This window comes from Streptomyces sp. NBC_01454 (assembly GCF_036227565.1).
In the GTDB taxonomy this organism is placed as follows: domain Bacteria; phylum Actinomycetota; class Actinomycetes; order Streptomycetales; family Streptomycetaceae; genus Streptomyces.
Map to the genome: position 1 here is coordinate 7,070,220 of NZ_CP109460.1, position 20,227 is coordinate 7,090,446.

The window sequence follows — 20,227 nt, forward strand, 5'->3', positions numbered from 1 at the left end:
CGCCGGCATCCGTCCGCGGATGTCCGCTTTCCGGCCTGCGAGACGCCGGCCGAGGGGCCGGCGCCACCACCGTAGCGCGCCGGGCGAACGGTGGTTGACACGGTCAGCGGCCTGCTCGGCCGCCCTCAACTACCGGCATCGGCCCGCCCCCAGTCCTGACCCGCCCGTTCCCACTCCTGGTCCCAGCGGCGGAAGCGACGCACCATCAACTGCCAGCCGACCAGCCGCCTGGCACCTTCGATCATCATGCCGACGCCGGCCGCCGTGCCCAGGCCCGCCAGCACCGCGTGCGTACCGGCCGTGCTGACGTCCATCGGCCGAGGCATCACCCGGCCCAGGTCGTCCGTCCAGATCCGGAACCGTTCGCCGGGCTCGACGGGACGGGGCGCGGCCAGCTCCCCGATCCGCCCGCTGCCGTCCGGCGCGGACCAGCGGGCGAGGACCCGGCGGTGCGCATCGCGCTGCGAAGCGGTCTCCGGATCGGGGTCGAGCGGGGTCCACGACACCAGCCGGTCGACCGTGACCCACACCAGATGCCGCTGCTGGTGCTGTATCCGTACGGTGTCCAGCAGCGCGCCGTGTGCGGCCCGGCCGGCGGCCCAGCCCGCGGAGGTCGCGCCGAGGGCGATCAGCAGGGCGGCGGCCAGCGCCACCCAGGCCTCGATCCGGTCCGTGCGGCGCCACAGCGGACTGTGCCGCCAGCGCCACACTCCTCGCATCGCTCGCATGATTGCCCCCTCTCGGTGTGTCCGTGAATACCCCATCGCGGGTGGTCCACGCGAGAGTTCTGCGAAGAGGGAGCAACTTCGCGACGTACAAAACGTGACATCAGGAGGGATAGACATGCCGCTCGTACGTCTGTCGCCCTGCGGCCCCAGCGGTGCGGAGAGCCGTCCCGCCGACAGAGGAGCGCCCTCGCCGACGGGACGGCGAAGGGCTGGCCCCGGCGGCCCGTCAGAGCGCGGGTTCGCCGGCGTCGAAGTCCTCGTCGGAGAGGGGCAGGACGAGCGCGGACGCCGGGAAGAGCGAGATCTCGGACGGCAGGAGGCGGGTCGCCGTCGCCGGCGGTTCACCGGTGCCGGTGTTGCGGGCGAAGCGCGGATGGGCGCCGCCGCTGAGCTGCAGTCGGATCCGGTGGCCGGCGGCGAAGCGGTGGGCGGTGGCGCTCATCGGCACCGTGACCTCGGCCGGTCCGTCCCCGGTGAGGCGGAGCCGTTGCAGGCCGTCGCAGACGTTCACCGAGCGGCCCCGGCCGTCGACCTCGCAGAGCCGGGCGAAGACATCGGCATGGCCGGTGTCCGCCGTGACCCGCAGCTCCGCCCGGACCGGGCCGACGACATGCAGCGGCTCGGTGAGCGGGGCGGTGGTGAAGGTCAGCACGTCGTCCCGGGCCTCCAGGGAGGTGTTGTCCCGGCTCCCGGCCTTGGGGGACAGCAGCGGACCGCCGACCGAGGGGGTCGGGTCGGCCGGGTCGTAGCGGAACGACAGCGGCGCGGTCGCGTCCTGGGGTATCCGGTCGTGCAGCGTGCCGCCGCTGCCGAGGTACCAGTGCCGGTCCGTGGCGGGCGGGGGCCAGTCGGGCAGGTCGTGCCAGGTGCGCCGGCCGCCCACGTGGACCCGCACCCGCGACGTGGGCAGGCCCGTGGGGTCGTCACACAGGTGGGCCCGCAGCCACGCCAGGCTCGCGCCGAGGGCCTCGGGCCCGTTCAGCGCGGAGCTGTGCGTCCAGGGGCCGATGAGCAGGGAGGTGTCACAGCCGGCCCGCCGGAGCCGGGCGTACTGCCGCAGGTTCTGGTCGAGCAACGCGTCGTGCCAGCCGCCGATCAGAGCGGTCGGCGCGGTCAGACGCCCGGCCGCGACCCCCGCGTCCGCCCCCTGCCAGTGCGGGTCGCCGGGGTCGGGGTGCGCCATCGCGTCCTCCAGGAACGGGACCCGGCCGCCCAGACCGGGCACGTACGCCTCGCCGAGGGGGAGGGTCCGGGCGATCTTCCCCAGGTGGCGCCGGAGCCGCAGCCCGGCCCGCAGCAGCTCCTTCATGCCCCGGTGGTGGGACAGCCGGCCCATCGTGGAGATCAGCGCGGTCTCCAGGGCGAACGCGCCTGCGGGGTGGAAGAAGGTATGCAGGTCGTGCAGGCCGATCTGGACCACCATCGCCCGCAGTTCCGGCGGCGGGTCGAGGGCGAGTGCCCACTGCGTGTAGCCGAGGTAGCTGGCGCCGATCGTCCCGAGCACGCCGGTGAACCAGGGCTGTCGGCGCAGCCAGGCGACGGTGGCCTGCCCGTCGGCGGCCTCGTGGTGCCACAGGGCGGATTCGCCGCCGGACCCGCCGGAGCCGCGGCAGCTCTGCAGGACGACATGGAAGCCCTGTTCGGCCAGGTGCACGCCGTACATCGCCGCCCAGGGGAAGCCCCGGCCGTACGGGGAGCGGGCCAGGACCGTGGGGAAGTCGCCCTCGGCCAGGGGGAAGTAGTGGTCGGTCAGCAGGGCGCTGCCGTCGGCGGCGGGCACCGTGAGGCCGGGCTCGCGGGCGACGTCATACCGCTTGGGCGGCAGGTTCCCCATGGCGCGCCTCATGGCCCGGACGCGCAGGGGCAGCTTCTTCGCGGAGGGGCGGGCGGTCGTCGTCGTCACGGTGCCTCGATTCCTGAGCAGGAGCGCGGGAGATTCCCGTACGTCGTACTAGAATAGGCGATGAGAGGATGACGGGCAGGAACGAGGAGAGGCTGCCGTGGCCCGTACCAGCACAGCCGGCCGCAGTGCCGGGGTCGACCCCGAGGTGCTCTGGCCGACGGCCGAACGCCCGCGGCGGGGGCGGCCGCCGGCCCATAGTCGCGCCGAGATCACCGCCGAGGCCGTCGCCCTCGCCGACGCCGAGGGGCTCCCCGCCGTCACGATGCGCGCGGTCGCGGCCCGGATCGGGGCCGGCACGATGTCCCTCTACAGCTACGTCCCCAACAAGGAGACGCTGCTGGAGCTCATGATCGACCAGGTCAGCGGCGACCACCGGATGCCCCGCGAACCCTCCGGCGACTGGCGCGCCGACCTGCGCCAACTCGCCCGTGAACAGCGTGCGATCATGCGGCGTCACCCCTGGCTGCCGGCCGCGCTGCCCGCCCGGCAGACGCTCGGCCCGCAGGCCCTCGCCGTCCTGGAGCACGCGCTCGCCGTCCTCGCCCCCGCCGGCCTGGACGCCCGGGCCCGGCTGGAGACCTTCACCCTGCTCACGGGTTTCGTGGCCAGTCACGTGTCGTACGAACTCGCCCAGGAGCAGGCCACGGTGGCCGCCGGCCGCACCTCCGGCGAACTCCTGGAGGCCCAGGCGCGCCACCTCCGGTCCGTCGCCACCGGGGAGTCCTACCCCCACCTCGCCCAAGCCCTGGCGGCGGCGAGCCAGGACCCCGGTGGTCAGGATGCCTTCGACCGCCTCCTCGACCGCATGATCGACGGGCTGACGGCAACGGGCTGACGGCCTGCGGCGCGGCGGGCGGCGGCGTCGCGGCAGCCTCTCGGCAGCCGTCGCGGCAACTGTCTCGGCGGCCACGGCGAAGGGCCGCCCCGGGCTACCTCAGTCGAGTATCTCGAACGGGTCGCCGATCCGGATCGTGCCGGCCCCGCGCGGTATCAGGTTCTGGCCGAAGACCAGGCGGTCACCGAAGCGGCGATGGCGGGCGAGCGTGCGCAGCGGCTCCTTGCCGCGTTCGGCGGTGTGCTGGTCGGTGGTCGTGACCACGCAGCGCGCGCTGGGCTTGGCCACCTGGAAGACCACCTCGCCGATGCGGATCCGCCGCCAGTCGTCCTCCGCCCAGGGAGCGGTGCCGTCCACCACCACATTGGGCCGGAAGCGGTTCATGGGCAGCGGCCCCTCGTCGCCATGGTCGCCCTGCGCGATGAGGGAGTTGAGGGCGTCCAGCGAGGAACTCGTCGTCAGCAGCAGCGGGAAGCCGTCGGCGAAACCGACCGTGTCACCGGGCTCGCAGAACTCCGGGTCGATCGGGCGTCGCTTCTCCGGGGCGTCGAGATACACCAGCCGGCACTCGACGCCCAGACAGGCGCGAAACCACTCGGCCGCCGCCGGATCCGCCGGCACCGCCTCGACCCCGTCCTTCCAGACCTCGACCGGGAACGTCTCCCCGAAGGCGGGCACCTCGACCGTCAGCGGCTGCCTTCCGGGCGCGGTGAGGCGCAGGGCGCCGCCCGGCAGCCCCTGGGCATGCGCCAACGCCATGGCGGGCAGCTGCCGTTGGGTGAGCTGCCGGTGCTCGGCGTCGACCAGCAGCCAGCGTCGGTCCCCGGCGAGCCCCCACGGCTCCACGACCGCTTCGCCGGGACCGGACCCCGCAAGGGACTTGACCGGGTAGAGATGGATCGAACGGAGCGCAGGCGTCGGCATGCGATCCATCCTGCCAGCCGCCTCGGACAAGTGGCCGATCGGCCAGGTCAGTACCCCCGCGGATACTGGCGGCCGTAGGGGTCGTCGTAGGGCGAGGGCGGCCGCGGCGCCACCGGGGCGGCCGGTCGCATCGCCTCGTACCCCGTGCCCATGGGCGGGCGCTGGGGCTGCTGCTGCGGGGGCGGATAGCCGCGGACGCCCGCCTGCTGCGGGATGTAGGGCGCCGGGGCCTGCTGGAGCGGGGCGACCGGCTGGGCGGCCGCGCCCGGGTAGCCCTGGGAGGGCCCGGACGGAAGCGCCGGAAGGGCCGGCAGCGCCGGGGCGTAGTGCGAGCCCGTGTCGTAAGGGGAGGGGTTCACCCGGATCGGGGCGATCTGGGGCGTGCCGCGTTCTGCTACGAGGCTGTCGTAGATCGGGGTGTCCGGGAAGGAAGGCGAAGCGTAGTAGCCGCCGCCGTAGGTAGAGCGGGGGGAGGTCATGCTTCATAAGTTAAGCCCACGATGTGCCGATTGGGGAGTCTGGCAAGAGGGTTGTTTTCCGTGTTCGGAGTGGCTGCGGAGCGCCAATGCGAGCGAACTTGTGGAAATCGGTCGCGATCGCCCGTAGGGATCGTGTAAAGACCCCGCTCCTCGCAGGTGAACAAGGGGCGTTCGGAACGGTTCGGGCCAAGTAGGTTGGGAGGCGGCACCACCGGCAGGTACGGCGGACGAGAGGAAGGCGCGGCGATGTCGATGCTCAAGGGCGGCAATGTTCCGGTCCCGGCCCCGGAGGTCCGGGTGGAACTGGGCTGGCACACCGCCCCGGGGACGCCGGACGTCGATGCCTCCGCGCTGCTGCTGGTGTCCGGAAAGGTCCGCGACGACGGCGACTTCGTCTTCTACAACCAGGCCGTGCACCGCTCCGGCGCCGTACGCCACGAGGGCAAGCGCCCGGCCGGCGGCGCGGTGACCGACGGCCTCACCGTCGATCTGACCGCCGTCGAACCCGCCGTGGACACCGTGGTGCTCGCCGCCTCCGCCGACGGCGGCACCTTCGGGAGCGTCCCCGGGCTGCACATCCGGGTGCTGGACGCCGCGGACGGTGCCGAGCTGGCCCGCTTCGACAGCCAGGACGCCGGGCCCGAGACCGCCTTCGTGCTGGGCGAGCTCTACCGCCGCCAGGGCGCCTGGAAGTTCCGTGCGGTGGGCCAGGGCTACGACACCGGTCTCGCCGGGCTGGCCACCGACTTCGGCATCAGCGTCGAGGAGCCCGCGCCCGCCCCGGCTCCCGCCGTACCTTCCGCCGCGCCGCGGCCCGCCCCCGTCATGCCGCCGCCCGCCGCGCCCCCGGCCATGGCGCCCGCGCCGCCCCTGGCGCCGCCGCCCGTGCCCCCTCTCGCGCCCCCGGCCCCGGCGCCGACGGGGCAGCCGGTGACGTCCGTCCCGCCCCCGCCCGGGCAACCCGCCCCGGCCTCCGTGCCCCCGGCCGTCCGGCTGACCAAGGTGACGCTCACGAAGGCCGCCCCCGCCGTCTCGCTGACGAAGCAGGGCGGCACCTCCGGGACGATGCGGGTGAACCTCAACTGGAACAGCGGCACGGCGGGCAAGCGGCTGGGCAAGACCCTCGGCCGTAAGGCCATGCAGGCCATGGGTGCCCGCGGCGCGCTGCTGTCGCCGTCCGGGGAGGTCGACCTCGACCTGTGCGCGCTGTACGAACTCACCGACGGCGCCGCCGGTGTGGTCCACCCCCTCGGCAACAACTTCGGCGCCCTGCACGCCCCGCCGTTCATCCAGCTCGACGGCGACGACCGCACCGGCGCCGTCGCGGCCGGCGAGAACATGACCATCAACCTCGACCACCAGGCGCGGATCAAACGCATCCTGATCTTCGTCACGGTCTACGCCGGCGCCCGCAGCTTCGAAGGCCTGCAGGCGACGGTCACCCTCCAGCCCCAGCACGGTGCCCCCGTCGACTTCACGCTCGACGCCTGCACGGTGCCCTCCAACGTCTGCGCGCTGGCCCTGATCACGAACACCGGCAGCGAACTCGTCGTCCAGCGCGAGGCCCGCTACCTCGTGCCCGCGCCCGGCGTCAGCCCGCAGCGGACCGTCGACCAGGCCTACGGCTGGGGCCTGGACTGGGCGCCGGCCCGGAAGTGACGGCGGCACCGGGGCGCCGCTCAGGGCTTCGGGTACGTCCGGCCCTTCCACGCCGCGCCGCGCCCCCGGTGGTGCTGCACCGCCGAGTCCACCGTCATCAGCAGATACAGCAGCGCGGTGAACGGCAGCAGCGGAGCCGTCCACCACGGCTGCCCGTAATGGCGGAGCATCGGCAGATACGTCCCGCACATCACGGCCCAGGCGGCCCCGCCCAGCGCGGCCACCGCCGTCCCGCCGCCGGCCGCACCGGCCACCAGCGCGAGGGGCGGCACGAGGTACACCAGCGTCAGGCCGAGCACCGTGCCGAGCAACAGCAGCGGCTGGTGCCGCAGTTGGGCGTAGGCGCTGCGCGAGACCATCCGCCACAGATCGGCCGGCCGCGGATACGGCCGCACACTGGCCACCCGGTCCGCCAGCCCCAGCCAGATCCGCCCGCCCGCCGCCGCGCGCCCGCCCCGGCCGGAGTGCTTGACCGCGCGGGCCAGCGTCACGTCGTCGATCACCGCATGCCGGATCGCCTCCGGGATGCCCGCCCGCTCCGCGGCCTCCCGCCGCAGCAGCACACAGCCGCCGGCCGCCGCCGCGGTCCGCGCCCCGGGACGGTTGACCCACCGGAACGGATACAGCTGCCCGAAGAAGTACACGAACGCCGGCACGATCAGCCGCTCCCAGCGCGTCACCACCCGCAGCCGTGCCATCTGGGAGACCAGATCCAGGTCCGCCGACCGGGCCGCGGCCACCAACTCCCGCAGGCTGTCCGGTTCGTGTGCGATGTCCGCGTCGGTCAGCAGCAGATACTCCGGCTCGACGCGCTCGCGCGCCAGCGCGATGCCGTGCCGCAGCGCCCACAGCTTCCCCGTCCACCCCGGCCCGGGCTCACCGGGCGAGGACACGGTCAGCGGCAGCCCGCCCCGCGCGGCCGCCAGCTCCCGGGCCAGCGCGCCGGTCCCGTCCGTACTCCCGTCGTCGACCAGGAACACCTCCGCCCGGCCCGGGTACTTCTGCCCGAGCAGCGAGGGCAGGCTGTCCGGCAGCACCGCGGCCTCGTCCCGCGCCGGGACCACCACCGCGACCGACGGCCAGCGCTCCGGGTCCCGGCGGGCCGGCAGCCGGACGTCCGTCCGCCAGAAGAAGCCCTGCCCCAGCAGCAGCCACACCCAGGCCAGCAGCGACCCGGCACCGATCCACTCCATCGCTCCCACGGCACCGCAGTCTGCCGCACCGCACCCGGCGCGCGGCGGCGATCGGCACGGTGTCCCCGGCGTGGCGCCGGCGTGGCGCCGGCGCGGAGCCGGCGCGGAGCCGGCGCGGAGCCGGCCAGGATGTCGTCCGCCGGCCGCCCCGGGCGGTGGCTCGTCCCCGCCCGGCATGACGAGCCGGTATGACAAGACGGACGCCTGGCTGAGTAAGGTGTCCGGGTGAAGATCGCGCTGATGGACTCCGGGAATGGGCTGCTCGCGGCGGCCGCCACCATGCGCCGACTGCGGCCGGACGCGGATCTGGTGCTCTCCAGTGATCCCGACGGCATGCCGTGGGGGCCCCGTACGCCCGAGGACGTCACCGCACATGCGCTGGCGGTGGCCCGGGCCGCGGCCGCGCACCGGCCCGACGCCCTGATCGTCGCCTGCAACACCGCCTCGGTCCATGCCCTGCCGGCCCTCCGCGCCGCCCTCGAACCGGGCATCCCGGTCATCGGCACCGTCCCGGCGATCAAGCCCGCCGCGGCCGGCGGCGGACCGATCGCCATCTGGGCCACCCCCGCCACCACCGGCAGCCCCTACCAGCGCGATCTGATCGACCGGTTCGGACGCGACGCGGACGTCACCGGGGTGCCCTGCCCGGGGCTCGCCGACGCGGTCCAGCAGGCCGACGAGGCCGCCATCGACGCCGCCGTGGCGGCCGCCGCCCGGCACACCCCCCGGGACCTGCGGGCCGTCGTCCTGGGCTGCACCCACTACGAGCTGGTCGCCGAGCGCATCCGTGCCGCCCTCCAGCAGCCCGGCGCCCCGGCCCTCGTGCTGTACGGCTCCGCCGAGGCGGTCGCCGCCCAGGCGCTGCGCCGGATCGGCGCCGAGCCCGCGCCGGCGGCCGCCCCGACCGGCACCCTGAGCGTGATCCTCAGCGGCCGCCCCGACACGCTCCCGGCCACGGCGCTCGCCTACGAAGAGGGCCAACTGCTCGCCCGGTCCCCTGCGGACGACGCCGCACCGACGGCCGGCGGGGCCGCCGCCACCGCCCGCCGCTGACGCCGGCCACGACGCCGCGCGCGCCGCGACCCGGGGCGTGAAGGACGCGTCCGACGCGCTGCCCCAGGGTGCAAAGACGCGTACGCTGCGTCTCATGAGGGACCACCCCCACGAGGGGGCAGCCGCCCCCGACAGCCAGGGCCCCACCGACGGCGCCGACAGCCCGGCGCGCCCCGCCGGCGGCTCCCACGCGGAGCTCCCCGAGGTCTGGCACGGCAGTGCCACCAACCGCATCCAGTGGCTGCTGGCCGCGATCGGCGCCGCCTGTCTGGCCCTGGGCATCGAACTCGCCGTCGACAGCAACTGGACCTCGGGCCTGGCGCCCCTGGTGATGTCGGTGGTCGGCTGTGTCGCGGCCGGCCTGTTGGTGCTCTTCGGCACGCTCGCCTTCGTCCATGTCGCGGTACGCGTCGACAAGGAGTATCTGGAGGTGCGGTGCGGGCATATAGGGGTGCCGCGCCGCCGGATCCCCCTGGAAACCGTCGTCGGCGCCGATTTCACCCCGCAGGTCACGCCCCGCCACTGGGGCGGCTGGGGCTACCGCTGGCGCCCCGAACAGGGGACGGCCGTGGTCGTCCGCCGCGGCGAGGGCGTGATCCTGCGGCTCGGCGACGGGCGGACCTTCACCATCACCGTCGATGACGCGGAGGTCGCCGTGCGGGTGATCCGCGGGCGGCTCCGCCCGCGCAAGGGGACCCCGGCGGGCGCCTGAGCGCGGCACGGGCGGGCGGCGGCGGCCAGCGCACCGCACGCCGGGAGCCTCCGGAAGATCTCCCGTAGGGTCGGAGGATGGCAACTCCCGAATTCATCCGTGACCTGCGGACCTCCATCGGCCGCCAGCTGCTGTGGCTGCCCGGGGTGAGCGCGGTGGTCTTCGACGACCGGGGCCGCGTCCTGCTGGGCAAGCGGGTCGACACCGGCGGCTGGTCGGTGATCGGCGGCATCCCCGAGCCCGGCGAGCAGCCGGCCGAGACCGCGGTGCGCGAGGTCTACGAGGAGACCGCGGTGCGGGTCGTCCCCGAGGACGTGGTCCTCATCGAGACCATGCCGCCCACCCACTACCCCAACGGGGACGTCTGCCAGTTCATGGACGTCACGCTGCGCTGCCGGGCGATCGGCGGCGAGGCCAGGGTCAACGACGACGAGTCGCTGGAGGTGGGCTGGTTCGCGGTCGACGCCCTGCCGGAGCTCAAGGAGTACGCGCTGACCCGCATCAAGCGGGCGCTGGAGCCGGGGCCGACGTGGTTCCAGGGGATGGGGGAGGAGCCGGGGACTCCGCCGGCCTGAAGGCACCCGGTGGGCCCGGCCCGGCGCACGCCTACAGCTCCTCCGTCGACGGCCCCTCCATCGGGTCGGAGGGCTCATCGGGGAGGGTGGGCAGCTGCGAGCCGTCCGGTTCGCCGGGCTGCTCGGACGGGCCGGGGTCGCTGTGCCCGCTGGACGGCTCCTCCGTGTGCATCTCCCGCTTGTCCTTGCGGCAGGTCGTGATCCAGGTGCCCGTGGGGCCGCTCTCGTACTGACAGAGCCAGCCCCGTACGGCGAGGGTGCCCCGGTCGTCCTCGGCCTCGCGCGGAGCCCGCAGGAAGAACTCGGACATCACCGTGCGGGCCTCCGTGCAGCCCACCGTGCCACCGGCCGCGGCATCCGCGAAGAGCGTGACATCGCCTTCGGGACCCAGCGCGTCGGCGAGCTCGCCGCAGTCCACCGGCTGTCCCGGGACGGTCGGGGACGCCGAGCCGCGGCCCCCCGGACCGCTGCCCGTGGCGGACGACGCCGCGGTCGTCGTCTCGCCGCCGCCGTCCCCGCAGCCCGCCGCGGCAAGGGCGAGCAGCACGGTCGGCACGGTGAGGACCCTCCGCATGTCGGACTCCCTTGTGGCGGCGGTGCGCAGACGGCACGCTGCGTCGTACGACGCTAGGGGGCCGGGACGGGCCCGGCGAACCGGGACGACCGATCGGGTGACACACACAAGCGGCACGGCGCAGGGCCCGCCACCGGGCTGCCACCGGGCTGCCACCGGGCCCCGACCGGCAGACGCCCGAACGGGCCCTGGAGAGCCGGCTCGGGCTGCCGCCGCACCGGCGCTCCGCCGCTGTCGCACGGGATACCGATGCGTAGCGCGACCCCCGGAACGGACCGTGGCCGCACGGGGGTTCCCTCCGGCAGCCGCCTCCGGGTGCGCGCCGGTGCGACCTGCGGCAGCGTGGTGGCGAAGCTTTCCCCCTCCGCACGAAGGAGTTCGACATGGGTGACAAAGGTGCCATGGACAAGATGAAGGGCAAGGCCAAGCAGAAGGCCGGCAAGGTCATGGGCGACGAGCGCATGAAGGCCGAAGGCCGCACGGACGAGGCCAAGGGCCGGGCCAAGAGCGCGATGGGCGATGCCCGCGAGAACGCCCAGGGGATGAAGGACTCCCTCAAGGGCAAGCGCTCCTGACGCCCGGCGGGGGCGTGGCGGACCCACTGGCCCGTCTCCCGGAGCCGTCACCGGCCCGCCACGCCCCCGCCGTACATCAGGTATTCCAGGCCCCCGTGGACGGTACGGCCGACGACGCCCCACCTTGCGTGGCGTCCGCGGCCACCGTCCCGGGGGTCGCGTCCGTCTCCACGGCCACAAGGTCGCGGCTCTGGGCTTCCCGCGCCGCGCCAAGAGTGTCGCTCCGTCACACGTCAACGTGGTGGCGCGGCATCTGCCCCGGAACGGCACGTGTGATGGGCACGGAGGGGGCCGTCAATGCGGTGCTCGTCTCGTCAGAGGTCCAGGACAAGGCGCGGGGACAGGGCGCGGGAGACGCAGGCGTACATCCGGCCCTCCCGGGCGCCGATGTCGTCGCGGTGCTCGGGTTCGCCGTCGAGGACGGTGAGTTCACAGCTTCCGCAGACGCCTTCACGGCATCCCGACGGGAGGGGGTGCCCGGCGTGCGCCAGGGCGTCGAGCAGCGTCTCGTCGGCCGTCACCTGGACCGTACGCGCCGACCGCGCGCACATCGCCTCGAACTCCGTGTCAGGGCCGAACGTCCTGGGCGCCGGGCGGAACCGTTCCGCGCGCAGCCGTTCGGCCGGGAACGCGGCCTTTGCCGCGGCGAGCATCGAGGCGGGGCCGCAGCAGTAGACCAGCGTGCCGGGGGCCGGCCCCGCTGCCAGGGCCGCGAGGTCCGGCCTGCCCTGCTCCCGGGTGGCGACGATCCGGACCCGCTCGCCGTAGGCGTCCCGCAGTTCGTCGGCGAACGGCATGGTCGCGGCCGTGCGCCCCACGTACACGAGAGAGGCCGGGACGCCCGCCCCGGCCGCCGCGCGCAGCATCGGCAGGACGGCCGTGATGCCGATGCCGCCCGCGAGGAAGAGGTAGGCGGGCGCGGGGACGAGCGGGAAGTGGTTGCGGGGGAGGGACACCTCGAGGGTGCGGCCCCGGCGCAGGAACCGGTGGACGTATTCCGAGCCGCCCCGGCTGAGTCGTTCGTGGCGTACGGCGACGCGGTAGGACTCCCGGTCGGCCGGGTCGCCGCACAGCGAGTACTGCCGGGTGAGCCAGTTCGGCAGCGCCAGGTCGATGTGGGCTCCGGGCTCCCAGGGCGCGAGCGGCCCTGAGGTGCCGCGCAGGAGCAGGGCGACGGTGTCTTCAGTGATCGGGTCGATGCGGTCGACGACGGTTTGCTGCATGGAAAGTCCTAGGGGAAGTCCCGGGGCAGGCCGGGTCGTTGCGGTCAGTAGAGCGTGCGGTAGGCCCCTTCGAGGGCGACGTCGATGGCGGCCGGGGAGATGTCGAGGCCGAGCTGGGACGAGACCATCTCGCCGGGCGACGGGATCTCATCGGCGAGGGCCTGGCTCGCGGGGTCCCACAGTCGGGAGCGCAGGAGCGCGCGTCCGCAGTGGAAGTACGCCTCGGCGACGTCCACGATGAGGGCGAGCTCCGGCTCGCGCGCCTCGGTCCGCATCCGGGCGAGCACGTCGGGCTCGTCGGTGGGGTAGGCGCGGCCGTTGACGCGAAGCATCTCGGGCAGCCCGGGGATCAGGAAGACCAGCCCTATCCCGTCGTTCTCGGCGAGGTTGCGGAAGGAGTCGGCGATCTTGTTGCCGGGCCGGTCCGGGATGGCGAGCGTGTGCGCGTCCAGGACTTTCACGAACCCCGGGTAGTCGCCGCGGGGCGAGCAGTCGGCGCGGCCCGCCGCGTCCGCCGTGGCCATCGTCAGGAAGGGGGAGTGGGCGATGAAGCGGTGGAAGTGCTCGTCCATACGGTCGAGGATCTTGGCTTTGATCATCTCCTCGGGCTCGCCGAGCCGGGCACGGACATCGGCGGGCGAGACCCGCCGGGGGCGTGTGCCGGTCTGGTTCACGGGGGCTCCTTCCGGATCGGGGGGGACGGGCAGGCGACCGCGCAGGGGAGCACGACGTACCGTTCCGTCGCAGGTCATGCCACTATTGTGAGCAATTACTCAGGTCTCGCGCTACTCGCATTCGCAGCGCTGCCAAGGAGGTGCCATGACGTCGGGACGAGGTGGACTCCAGCCACGTAAACAGCCCCGTCAGGCTCGTGCGGAGCTCACCCGGCAGCGGATTCTCGCGGCCGCTGCTCACGTTTTCGCGGAGTACGGCTATGCCGCCGGGACCACCAACCGGATCGCCGAGCGGGCACAGATCTCCATCGGCTCGCTGTACCAGTACTACCCGAACAAGGACGCGATCCTGGTGGAGCTGCTGACCCGGCATCTGGACGCGGGAATGGCCGCCACCGCGCGCCAACAGGACGGGGGGCCGCCCCGCCCCCTCGAAGAGGTCGTCCGTGGTTATGTGCGCCTCTCGATCGAGAACCACCTGGACGACCCGCAGCTCCTCCGCGTCATGATCGAACAGGCGCCCCGTTCCCCGGAGTTGCTGGCGAAGACGTCCCGGTACCAGCAGGCACGGACCGCCTATGTCCGCGAGCTGATCGAGAACCATCCGCAGAGCCGGGTCGACGATGTGCATATCGCCGCGCGGCTCGTCGTCTCCACGGTCGAACTGCTGGTCCACCAACTCGTCGCGGCGCCCGACCCTCTCGATCCCGCCCGCCTGGAGAACGAGCTGGTCGCCATGCTCACCCGGTACCTCACAGGCGGACCGCAGGGGCAGGGAACCGTAGCCCCGTAGGCTGCGGCGGCTCCGTCGTGACGCGGCGGTTCGGCAGGACCTGGTCGACCTTCTTGCCTTGCGGTGCGAGGTGGGGGGCGGATGACGCGGCTTGGTGCCATCCGGTGTCACGCGGCGCCGTCCGGCGCCATCCGGCGCCATTCCGCGCCACCAAAGGAGAAATGAGCACGCATGGTGCCGCGATGACTCAGGTCGCCACCCTCGCGTTTCACCAGCTCAGAGAGGCTTTCCTCGGGCCGGACCCGGCCGGGGATGTCGGCCGGGCTTGCACATGGTGCCATGGTGATGCCATGATGACGTCATGGACCTCACTCCGTATGTCGACACCCTCCGTCGCGAACTCGCGGTGGCCGCCGAAGCCGGCGGGGACGATGCCCGCGAGCTGGCCGAGCGGCTCACCACTCCTCTGGAGTCGGCGACCCGTCTGACCATGCTCAATGTGCTCTCCGCCGCGATGGACGAGATCACCCGCGAGCTCGCCCCGGGCTCCGTCGACGTACGGCTGCGCGGGCTGGACCCCGACTTCGTGGTGACGCTGCCGCCCGGTGACAGCGGCCCCCCGGAGGTGGCGGCCGCACCCGCCGAACCGCTCGCGGCGCCGCCCCCCACGGACGGCGACGACGGTGGTATCGCCCGCGTCAATCTGCGCCTGCCGGCCCACCTCAAGGCGCGCGCCGAGGAGGCCGCGAACCGCGAGGGCCTGTCGGTCAACGCGTGGCTGGTGCGCGCCGTCTCGGCCGCGGTCGACGGCGGCACGCGGCCACGTACGACGGAGAAGACCCACACCGTCGGACAGAACTTCACGGGCTGGGTGCGCTAGCCGCGCCCGCGCCCGCCCCACTTCACCCACACCACGTCCCACCAGCGGGGACGACCGCGAGACCCAAGAGGACGGGACAGCCATGCCTACTTTCGACACTCCCGGACCGATTTCCACCACCGCCCATGTGTACGCCGGTTCCCTCCACTTCATCGCGGGCGATCGCCCCGACACCGTCGTCGAGGTGCGGCCCCGCGACCCGCAGCGGGATGTGGACGTGCGGGCCGCCGAGCAGACCGAGGTGACGTACGCGAGTGGCGTCCTGACCGTCCGGACGCCCAAGCAGCGCTATCTGCTCGGGCGCACCGGCACCGTGGACGTGACGGTCGACCTGCCCACCGGCTCGCGCGTCGACATGACCGGCGCCTGGGCCCAGGTGCTCGGCGAGGGCCGGCTCGGCGAGGTCCGGGTGAAGACCTCCTCGGGCGATGTACGCCTGGACACGACCGGGCCGCTGCACCTCACCGCGTCGCACGGCTCGATCACCGTGGACCGCATCGAGGGCAAGGCCGAGATCACCACCAGCTCCGGCAGCCTGCGCGTCGGCCTCGTCGACGGACCCGCGGTCCTGAAGAACTCGCACGGCACCACGACCGTCGGCGCCGCGACCGGGGAGCTGCGGGTGAGCGGCGCCAACGGCGACATCGACATCGTGCGCGCCGAGGGCTCGGTCGCCGCGACCACCGCGAACGGCACCCTGCGCGTGGCCGAAGTGGTCCGCGGAACCGTCCAGTTGGAGACCTCCCACGGCGCCATCGAGGTCGGCATCCGCGCCGGCACGGCCGCCTGGCTGGACGTCAGCTCGGGTGCCGGGCAGGTGCGCAACGCGCTCGCCGCCTCCGAGACCCCGGAGAAGGCCGAGGACACCGTCGAGGTCCGCGCCCGTACCCGGTACGGCAACATCGACATCCTCCGCGCCAAGTCCTGAGCACCCCCGCGCGTCCAGCACGGCATCCGCAACTCACCCCAGCCTCCCGCTGCTTCAGCCTTCGAGCGGGAGGGCTCCACGAGCTCATCTGTCATGCCCACGCCACTTCGCGCCTTCGGTCGCCCGCCGCCGTCCGGTCGCCACCACCGCCACGAAAGGAAACCCATGACTCAGCCGGTTCCCCTCCCGCACGGCCTTCCGATGGAGCGCGATGCGGGCCCCTTCGACCCGCCCCGCCGCATCACCCGGCTGCGCGAGGCTCGCCCCGTCAGTCCCATGGTGTTCCCCGACGGCCACGAGGGCTGGCTCGTCACCGGCTACGAAGCGGTCCGCCAGCTCATGGCCGACACCCGGTTCAGCTCCCGCCAGGACATCGGCGTTCTGCACGTGCCGTACGAGGTCCCCGGCATGCCCGTCAGTACCGAACCGGCCCCGCAGATACCGGGCATGTTCATCGCCATGGACCCGCCGGACCACGGCCGGTTGCGGCGCAGACTCACCGGCGCCTTCACCGTCAGACGCATGAAAATGCTCGAGGAGCGCATCGTCGACATCACCGAGCGGCAACTGGACGAAATGGCGCGCCTTTCCCCGCCGGTCGACCTGGTCAAGGAGTTCGCGCTGCCGGTCCCCTCGCTGGTGATCTGCGAACTGCTCGGTGTTCCCTACGCGGACCGGGAGAATTTCCAGGTCAACTCCGCCAAGTTCCTGGTCAAGGACCAGCCGCTCGACGAGAAGATGGCCGCATACATCGCACTGACCACGTACCTGTCCGAACTGGTCACGCGCAAACGCGCCACCCCCGGCGACGACATACTCTCCGACCTGGCCCGCCATGACGACCTCACCATCGAGGAGCTGACCGGCAGCGCCTTCCTGCTGTTGCTCGCGGGCCACGAGACCACCGCCAACATGCTGGCACTGGGCACCTTCGCGCTCCTGGAGCACCCCGAGCAGCTGGCCGAATTGCGTGCCGATCCGGATCTGCTGCCCGGCGCCGTCGAGGAACTCATGCGCTACCTGTCCGTCGTCGATGTCCTCTATCGCTACGCCACGGAGGACATCGAACTCGGCGGGGAAACAATCCGTAAGGGATCGACGGTCGTTGTCTCCCTGCTGGCCGCCAACCGCGACCCCCTGCGCTTCGACCACCCCGACACCCTGGACATCCACCGCAAGGCCCGCGGTCACCTGTCCTTCGGCCACGGCATCCACCAATGCCTCGGCCAGCAACTGGCCCGCATCGAGATGCGCGCCGGTTTCGACGGACTCCTGCGTCGCCTCCCGACCCTCAGGCTCTCCCTCCCCGCCGACGAGGTGAAACTCAGGACCGACATGAATATCTACGGCGTCCACGAACTGCCGGTCACCTGGACGGACACGGCCCGGTAAGGCAGGAGGCGGTGGTGCGACGCCCCGGGAAGGTGTCAGCCGGCCGGCGGTTTCCGCAGCTGAACGAGGCCGGCCAAGCGAGCCCGGAATCCGACCGATATGGCGGCGTTCATGCTCAAATGTCTCAGATCGTGAGGGGCAGTCCCTCTGCGCGGAGAACGCATACCCGCGTTCCCCGGCGTCAGATCCCGGCACCGCCTGGCGGATGGCCCAGCCTCAGCGAAAGGACATGCAGGATGTCGAATCACTTCACCGGTCTCAGCCTTGGCGCACCGCTCGGGGACCAAAGGCTCGACCTCTGTGACCTCTACGCGTTTCCGTCCCCGGCGGACCCGGCGAGGACGGTACTCATCCTCAACGCGAACCCGAATGCCGATGCTTTGCACCCCGACGCCATCTATCGCCTCAACATCGACAATGACGGCGACTGCCTCGCCAACATCGCGATCAGCTATGTCTTTTCGCCCCCGCGGGACGGCCGTCAGACATTCAGTGTGTTCCTCGCGAAGGGCGAGGAGGCCCGCTCGGCCGAAGCTGTCGGAGAGAAGGTCGTCACCGACGCCGAGGTGTCGTTCGGCACCCAGGCGAACCGTGTCACCGCCGGCCCCTACACATTCTTCGCCGGTAGTCGTAGCGACGCCTTCTTCTTCGACTTCGACGGGATCAAGAACCTCTTCGACACCAACGGCGGCAGGAACTTCACGGCGCCTCATCTCGGTGGCGAGTCGCCATGGACCGGCGTGGACTCGAACACGGAAGCCAATGTGTTCTCGACGGTGGTGGAAGTGCCGACGAGTGAGCTCCGTGCCGACCCCGAGATCCGCATCTGGGGCCGTTGCAGTGTGCGGAAGGACGGCCGGCTCGTCCATGCCGACCGTGCGGGTCACCCTTCCGTCAGCAGCTTCTTCAACACCGACGAGACAAAGGAGGAGTACAACGCCAGTGAGCCGGTGAACGACCGTGAGCGCTGGACCGATCTGTTCGTCCACCTCATGGGGCACACCGGCAACTACACGCGAGAAGCGGCGATCGCGGCGATCGACGCCGACCGCATCCTGCCCGACATGCTGGTCTTCGATCCCTCGAAGCCCGCGCAATACCCCAACGGGCGCGTCTTCACCGATGACGTCATCAACTACCGGCTCGCCTTCCTCTCGGCGGGTGACATTCCGCCCACCGGGCTCGCGCCGCACACCGACCTGCTGAACGAGTTTCCCTACCTCGGCACTCCGCACCCCAAGGGGAACTGAGTGCGCTGCCCGGCGGATCAGGTCAGCAGGTGGCCGGTGTGGGAGATACGGCGTGCCGTGGCCAGGAGGGCGTGGATCTGGGCGCCGGCCTGCTCGATGTCGGTCAGGGGTGTGTGGAACGGCAGCCGGACGTCGTGGTGGGTGTGCGGGTACTCGAGACGCAGGGTCACGCCGTAACGGTCCATCGCCACCGGGAGGGCGCGCAGCATGCCGCTGTCCGGCTGGGGATGGACCAGGCGCAGCAGCAGGGGGCAGTCCGGTCACCGTGACGCGGGCACGCAAGCGGTCGCGTACGGGTGTGGGGGGCGATGTCGGTGAGCTCCAAGCGGACCGGGACGCGCGTCCCCGTCGGGGCCTCGGTGCCCTCGAACGGTGCATGCAGGTGGAAGTGGCCCATCGCCCCCGTGCCGTCGAGGCGGTGTACTTCGGTGTGCTGCCCGTCGCTCACCACGGTCATGGAATGGGCGGCAGCCAGGATCGACCGGACGCGTTCGGCGGCAGTCGGGGTGGCGGCGCGGTTGCTGAAAGGACGCATCCGGGCTCCAGGCGCGGGTAGGGAGACACCAAGCGGTCTACTTAGGTATGCCTAACCTAACTCACGAGATGGGGTTCGGGTAGCCGGCACGCGAGTGCGGAAGATGTGGCCGGTGCACGCGGCTGTGCCACGCGCGGCCGGTGCCGGGCGCGATTGCTCCACGGCCAGGGGCGCCCGCCGGGAGGTTCAGTCGCCGAGTTGCGGCCCGGCAAGCTCGGCGAGACCGGACCGGCGCATCACCTGGTCGATCGTCCCGGCCAGGGAGCTGGTCGCGGGGATGACCGTCTCGACGCCGCCGGGCAGCAGGTCGAGCGGCCGGTACCACGAGCGCAGCTCCGTCTCGCCGACCGTGCCGGCGATCGGCTTGGTGGCATGCCGGGCCAGGGTCTCCTCGAAAGGTACGTCCAGGGAGAAACCATGGGTGCGGCCTGAATGGTCGGCGAAGAGCGCGGCGAGCATGTCCCCGTAGTGCGCGACGGACAAGATGCCTTCCAGTACGACATGGAAGCCGTGATCCATGGCGTGCCGCACGGTCAGATCGATCAAGCCGATGTTCGCGCCGCCGGGGACGTCGTGCTCGCGCAGGACCACGCGACGGAGATTGTCCTGACCGACCAGGGCGATACCGCGCCCGTACCGCTCGCGCAGCCCGGCGGCGACGGAGCTCTTGCCGGAGGCGCTGTTGCCGCGCAGCACCACGAGTCGTGTCCGGGAAGCCGCCGTCGTCATCGGAGTCACGTCACCCATCGGGCCGGTGCGCATCACCGGCGGCGGTCAGGAGCGCACTTTGGCGAGCGCCCGCTCGGTGAGCTTGAGGGCCAGGGCGATGGCCTCGTCGTCCTTCAGCGGGCAGGTGACGACGTATTTGTGGTCGGGGCGTACGTCCCGGATGCCGATGTGGTGGTCCACCACGTCTGCGACATCGTTCTCGGTCAGGCGGAGGGTCAGCCCGCCGTTGGTCGCCCCCACGTAAGTGACCGCCCCGAACCGCCGCTTGCCCGCGTCGCGGACCATGACGTAGTCGGTGAGGCCGTCCTTGGTGCGGATCGAAGTCCCGGTGGCGATCTCGACGTTCAGGTCCAAGACCTGCCGGAGGTAGCCGAGTACGCGTCGGGTCGTGTCGGCGTCCCGGCCGCGGCCGTTGACGTGCCGCTCGATCTCCAGCCACTGCGGGCCGTCCGGCGACTGGGCGACCGTACCCACGTCCGCTTCCTCAGCTGCGAACACGTCCGGCTCCTGGGCATCGTGCTCGGCCGTCCCGGTCAGACGAAGGAATTCGGCGATCTCCGCCGGCGTGCCGTCGAAGTAACGCATAGGTGTCTCCTTGCGGCAGAAGCGGAACCGCTCGTGCTTGAGTGAGGGAAATTTAGCGTGAACTCCCTTCTGGGTGTGTGGTGTTCGA

21 protein-coding genes and 1 pseudogene are annotated in these 20,227 nt (G+C 72.3%); 11 read left to right on the plus strand and 11 right to left on the minus strand.

Features of this window, described 5'->3' with window-relative positions; all coding sequences use genetic code 11:
• Positions 1–125 precede the first annotated feature (125 nt).
• Complete coding sequence (locus OIU81_RS31310; protein ID WP_329155483.1) at positions 126–719, minus strand: Rv1733c family protein; 594 nt, start codon at positions 717–719, stop codon at positions 126–128.
• Between the two features lie 235 nt (positions 720–954).
• On the minus strand, positions 955–2,574 hold the full coding sequence (locus tag OIU81_RS31315) for a CocE/NonD family hydrolase (RefSeq protein WP_443074172.1): 1,620 nt from the start codon (positions 2,572–2,574) through the stop codon (positions 955–957).
• 154 nt (positions 2,575–2,728) lie between these two features.
• Here OIU81_RS31315 and OIU81_RS31320 point away from each other — a divergent pair, with 154 nt between their 5' ends.
• On the plus strand, positions 2,729–3,466 hold the full coding sequence (locus OIU81_RS31320; RefSeq protein ID WP_329153224.1) for a TetR/AcrR family transcriptional regulator: 738 nt from the start codon (positions 2,729–2,731) through the stop codon (positions 3,464–3,466).
• Between the two features lie 99 nt (positions 3,467–3,565).
• On the opposite strand, the gene OIU81_RS31325 is transcribed toward OIU81_RS31320, so the two are convergent.
• A complete protein-coding gene (locus OIU81_RS31325) occupies positions 3,566–4,390 on the minus strand; it encodes an MOSC domain-containing protein (RefSeq protein WP_329153226.1) in 825 nt (274 codons plus the stop codon).
• Between the two features lie 47 nt (positions 4,391–4,437).
• Complete coding sequence (locus OIU81_RS31330) at positions 4,438–4,869, minus strand: DUF6643 family protein (RefSeq protein WP_329153228.1); 432 nt, start codon at positions 4,867–4,869, stop codon at positions 4,438–4,440.
• 246 nt (positions 4,870–5,115) lie between these two features.
• On the opposite strand from OIU81_RS31330, the gene OIU81_RS31335 reads away from it, so the two are divergent.
• On the plus strand, positions 5,116–6,528 hold the full coding sequence (locus OIU81_RS31335; RefSeq protein WP_329153231.1) for a TerD family protein: 1,413 nt from the start codon (positions 5,116–5,118) through the stop codon (positions 6,526–6,528).
• Between the two features lie 20 nt (positions 6,529–6,548).
• Here the strand turns inward: OIU81_RS31335 and OIU81_RS31340 are convergent, their stop codons facing one another.
• Positions 6,549–7,721 (minus strand): glycosyltransferase, encoded by a 1,173-nt coding sequence (locus tag OIU81_RS31340; RefSeq protein WP_329155486.1) that lies wholly within the window; start codon positions 7,719–7,721, stop codon positions 6,549–6,551.
• A gap of 225 nt (positions 7,722–7,946) precedes the next feature.
• Between OIU81_RS31340 and OIU81_RS31345 the strand changes: the two genes are divergently transcribed.
• The 3 genes from OIU81_RS31345 to OIU81_RS31355 all read left to right on the plus strand — a co-directional run bounded on the left by OIU81_RS31345 (position 7,947) and on the right by OIU81_RS31355 (position 10,061).
• Positions 7,947–8,774 carry a glutamate racemase gene (locus OIU81_RS31345; protein ID WP_329153232.1) on the plus strand — a complete coding sequence of 276 codons (828 nt, stop codon included), beginning with the start codon at positions 7,947–7,949 and terminating at the stop codon, positions 8,772–8,774.
• A gap of 94 nt (positions 8,775–8,868) precedes the next feature.
• Positions 8,869–9,486 (plus strand): hypothetical protein, encoded by a 618-nt coding sequence (locus OIU81_RS31350; protein ID WP_329153233.1) that lies wholly within the window; start codon positions 8,869–8,871, stop codon positions 9,484–9,486.
• A 77-nt stretch (positions 9,487–9,563) separates the two neighbouring features.
• Positions 9,564–10,061, plus strand: a complete 498-nt coding sequence (locus OIU81_RS31355; protein ID WP_329153235.1) for an NUDIX hydrolase — start codon at positions 9,564–9,566, stop codon at positions 10,059–10,061.
• A 31-nt stretch (positions 10,062–10,092) separates the two neighbouring features.
• Here OIU81_RS31355 and OIU81_RS31360 read toward each other — a convergent pair whose 3' ends face one another.
• On the minus strand, positions 10,093–10,635 hold the full coding sequence (locus OIU81_RS31360; protein ID WP_329153236.1) for a hypothetical protein: 543 nt from the start codon (positions 10,633–10,635) through the stop codon (positions 10,093–10,095).
• A gap of 383 nt (positions 10,636–11,018) precedes the next feature.
• On the opposite strand from OIU81_RS31360, the gene OIU81_RS31365 reads away from it, so the two are divergent.
• Positions 11,019–11,210: a CsbD family protein gene (locus OIU81_RS31365; protein WP_329153237.1), complete on the plus strand. Its 192-nt coding sequence runs from the start codon at positions 11,019–11,021 to the stop codon at positions 11,208–11,210.
• A gap of 314 nt (positions 11,211–11,524) precedes the next feature.
• Here the strand turns inward: OIU81_RS31365 and OIU81_RS31370 are convergent, their stop codons facing one another.
• Both OIU81_RS31370 and OIU81_RS31375 read right to left on the minus strand, forming a co-directional pair.
• Positions 11,525–12,433, minus strand: coding sequence for a PDR/VanB family oxidoreductase (locus OIU81_RS31370; protein WP_329153239.1), 909 nt, complete (start codon positions 12,431–12,433; stop codon positions 11,525–11,527).
• Positions 12,434–12,477: 44 nt separating this feature from the next.
• On the minus strand, positions 12,478–13,107 hold the full coding sequence (locus OIU81_RS31375; RefSeq protein ID WP_329153241.1) for an MSMEG_1061 family FMN-dependent PPOX-type flavoprotein: 630 nt from the start codon (positions 13,105–13,107) through the stop codon (positions 12,478–12,480).
• Between the two features lie 145 nt (positions 13,108–13,252).
• On the opposite strand from OIU81_RS31375, the gene OIU81_RS31380 reads away from it, so the two are divergent.
• The 5 genes from OIU81_RS31380 to OIU81_RS31400 all read left to right on the plus strand — a co-directional run bounded on the left by OIU81_RS31380 (position 13,253) and on the right by OIU81_RS31400 (position 18,290).
• The gene (locus OIU81_RS31380) at positions 13,253–13,900 is read left to right on the plus strand and encodes a TetR/AcrR family transcriptional regulator (RefSeq protein ID WP_329153242.1); all 648 of its coding nucleotides are present in this window, start codon (positions 13,253–13,255) and stop codon (positions 13,898–13,900) included.
• 301 nt (positions 13,901–14,201) lie between these two features.
• Complete coding sequence (locus tag OIU81_RS31385) at positions 14,202–14,720, plus strand: toxin-antitoxin system HicB family antitoxin (RefSeq protein WP_329153244.1); 519 nt, start codon at positions 14,202–14,204, stop codon at positions 14,718–14,720.
• A gap of 82 nt (positions 14,721–14,802) precedes the next feature.
• Positions 14,803–15,648: a DUF4097 family beta strand repeat-containing protein gene (locus OIU81_RS31390; protein WP_329153245.1), complete on the plus strand. Its 846-nt coding sequence runs from the start codon at positions 14,803–14,805 to the stop codon at positions 15,646–15,648.
• 165 nt (positions 15,649–15,813) lie between these two features.
• Positions 15,814–17,040 carry a cytochrome P450 gene (locus OIU81_RS31395; RefSeq protein WP_329153247.1) on the plus strand — a complete coding sequence of 409 codons (1,227 nt, stop codon included), beginning with the start codon at positions 15,814–15,816 and terminating at the stop codon, positions 17,038–17,040.
• 119 nt (positions 17,041–17,159) lie between these two features.
• Positions 17,160–18,290: a DUF4331 family protein gene (locus OIU81_RS31400; RefSeq protein ID WP_329153249.1), complete on the plus strand. Its 1,131-nt coding sequence runs from the start codon at positions 17,160–17,162 to the stop codon at positions 18,288–18,290.
• 17 nt (positions 18,291–18,307) lie between these two features.
• On the opposite strand, the pseudogene OIU81_RS31405 reads toward OIU81_RS31400, so the two are convergent.
• From OIU81_RS31405 to OIU81_RS31415, 3 genes and pseudogenes are all read right to left on the minus strand, one after another.
• A pseudogene (locus tag OIU81_RS31405) lies at positions 18,308–18,825 on the minus strand (DUF2470 domain-containing protein).
• Positions 18,826–19,011: 186 nt separating this feature from the next.
• Positions 19,012–19,554, minus strand: a complete 543-nt coding sequence (locus OIU81_RS31410) for a kinase (RefSeq protein WP_329153251.1) — start codon at positions 19,552–19,554, stop codon at positions 19,012–19,014.
• Positions 19,555–19,599: 45 nt separating this feature from the next.
• On the minus strand, positions 19,600–20,139 hold the full coding sequence (locus tag OIU81_RS31415) for a hypothetical protein (protein ID WP_329153253.1): 540 nt from the start codon (positions 20,137–20,139) through the stop codon (positions 19,600–19,602).
• Positions 20,140–20,227 lie beyond the last annotated feature (88 nt).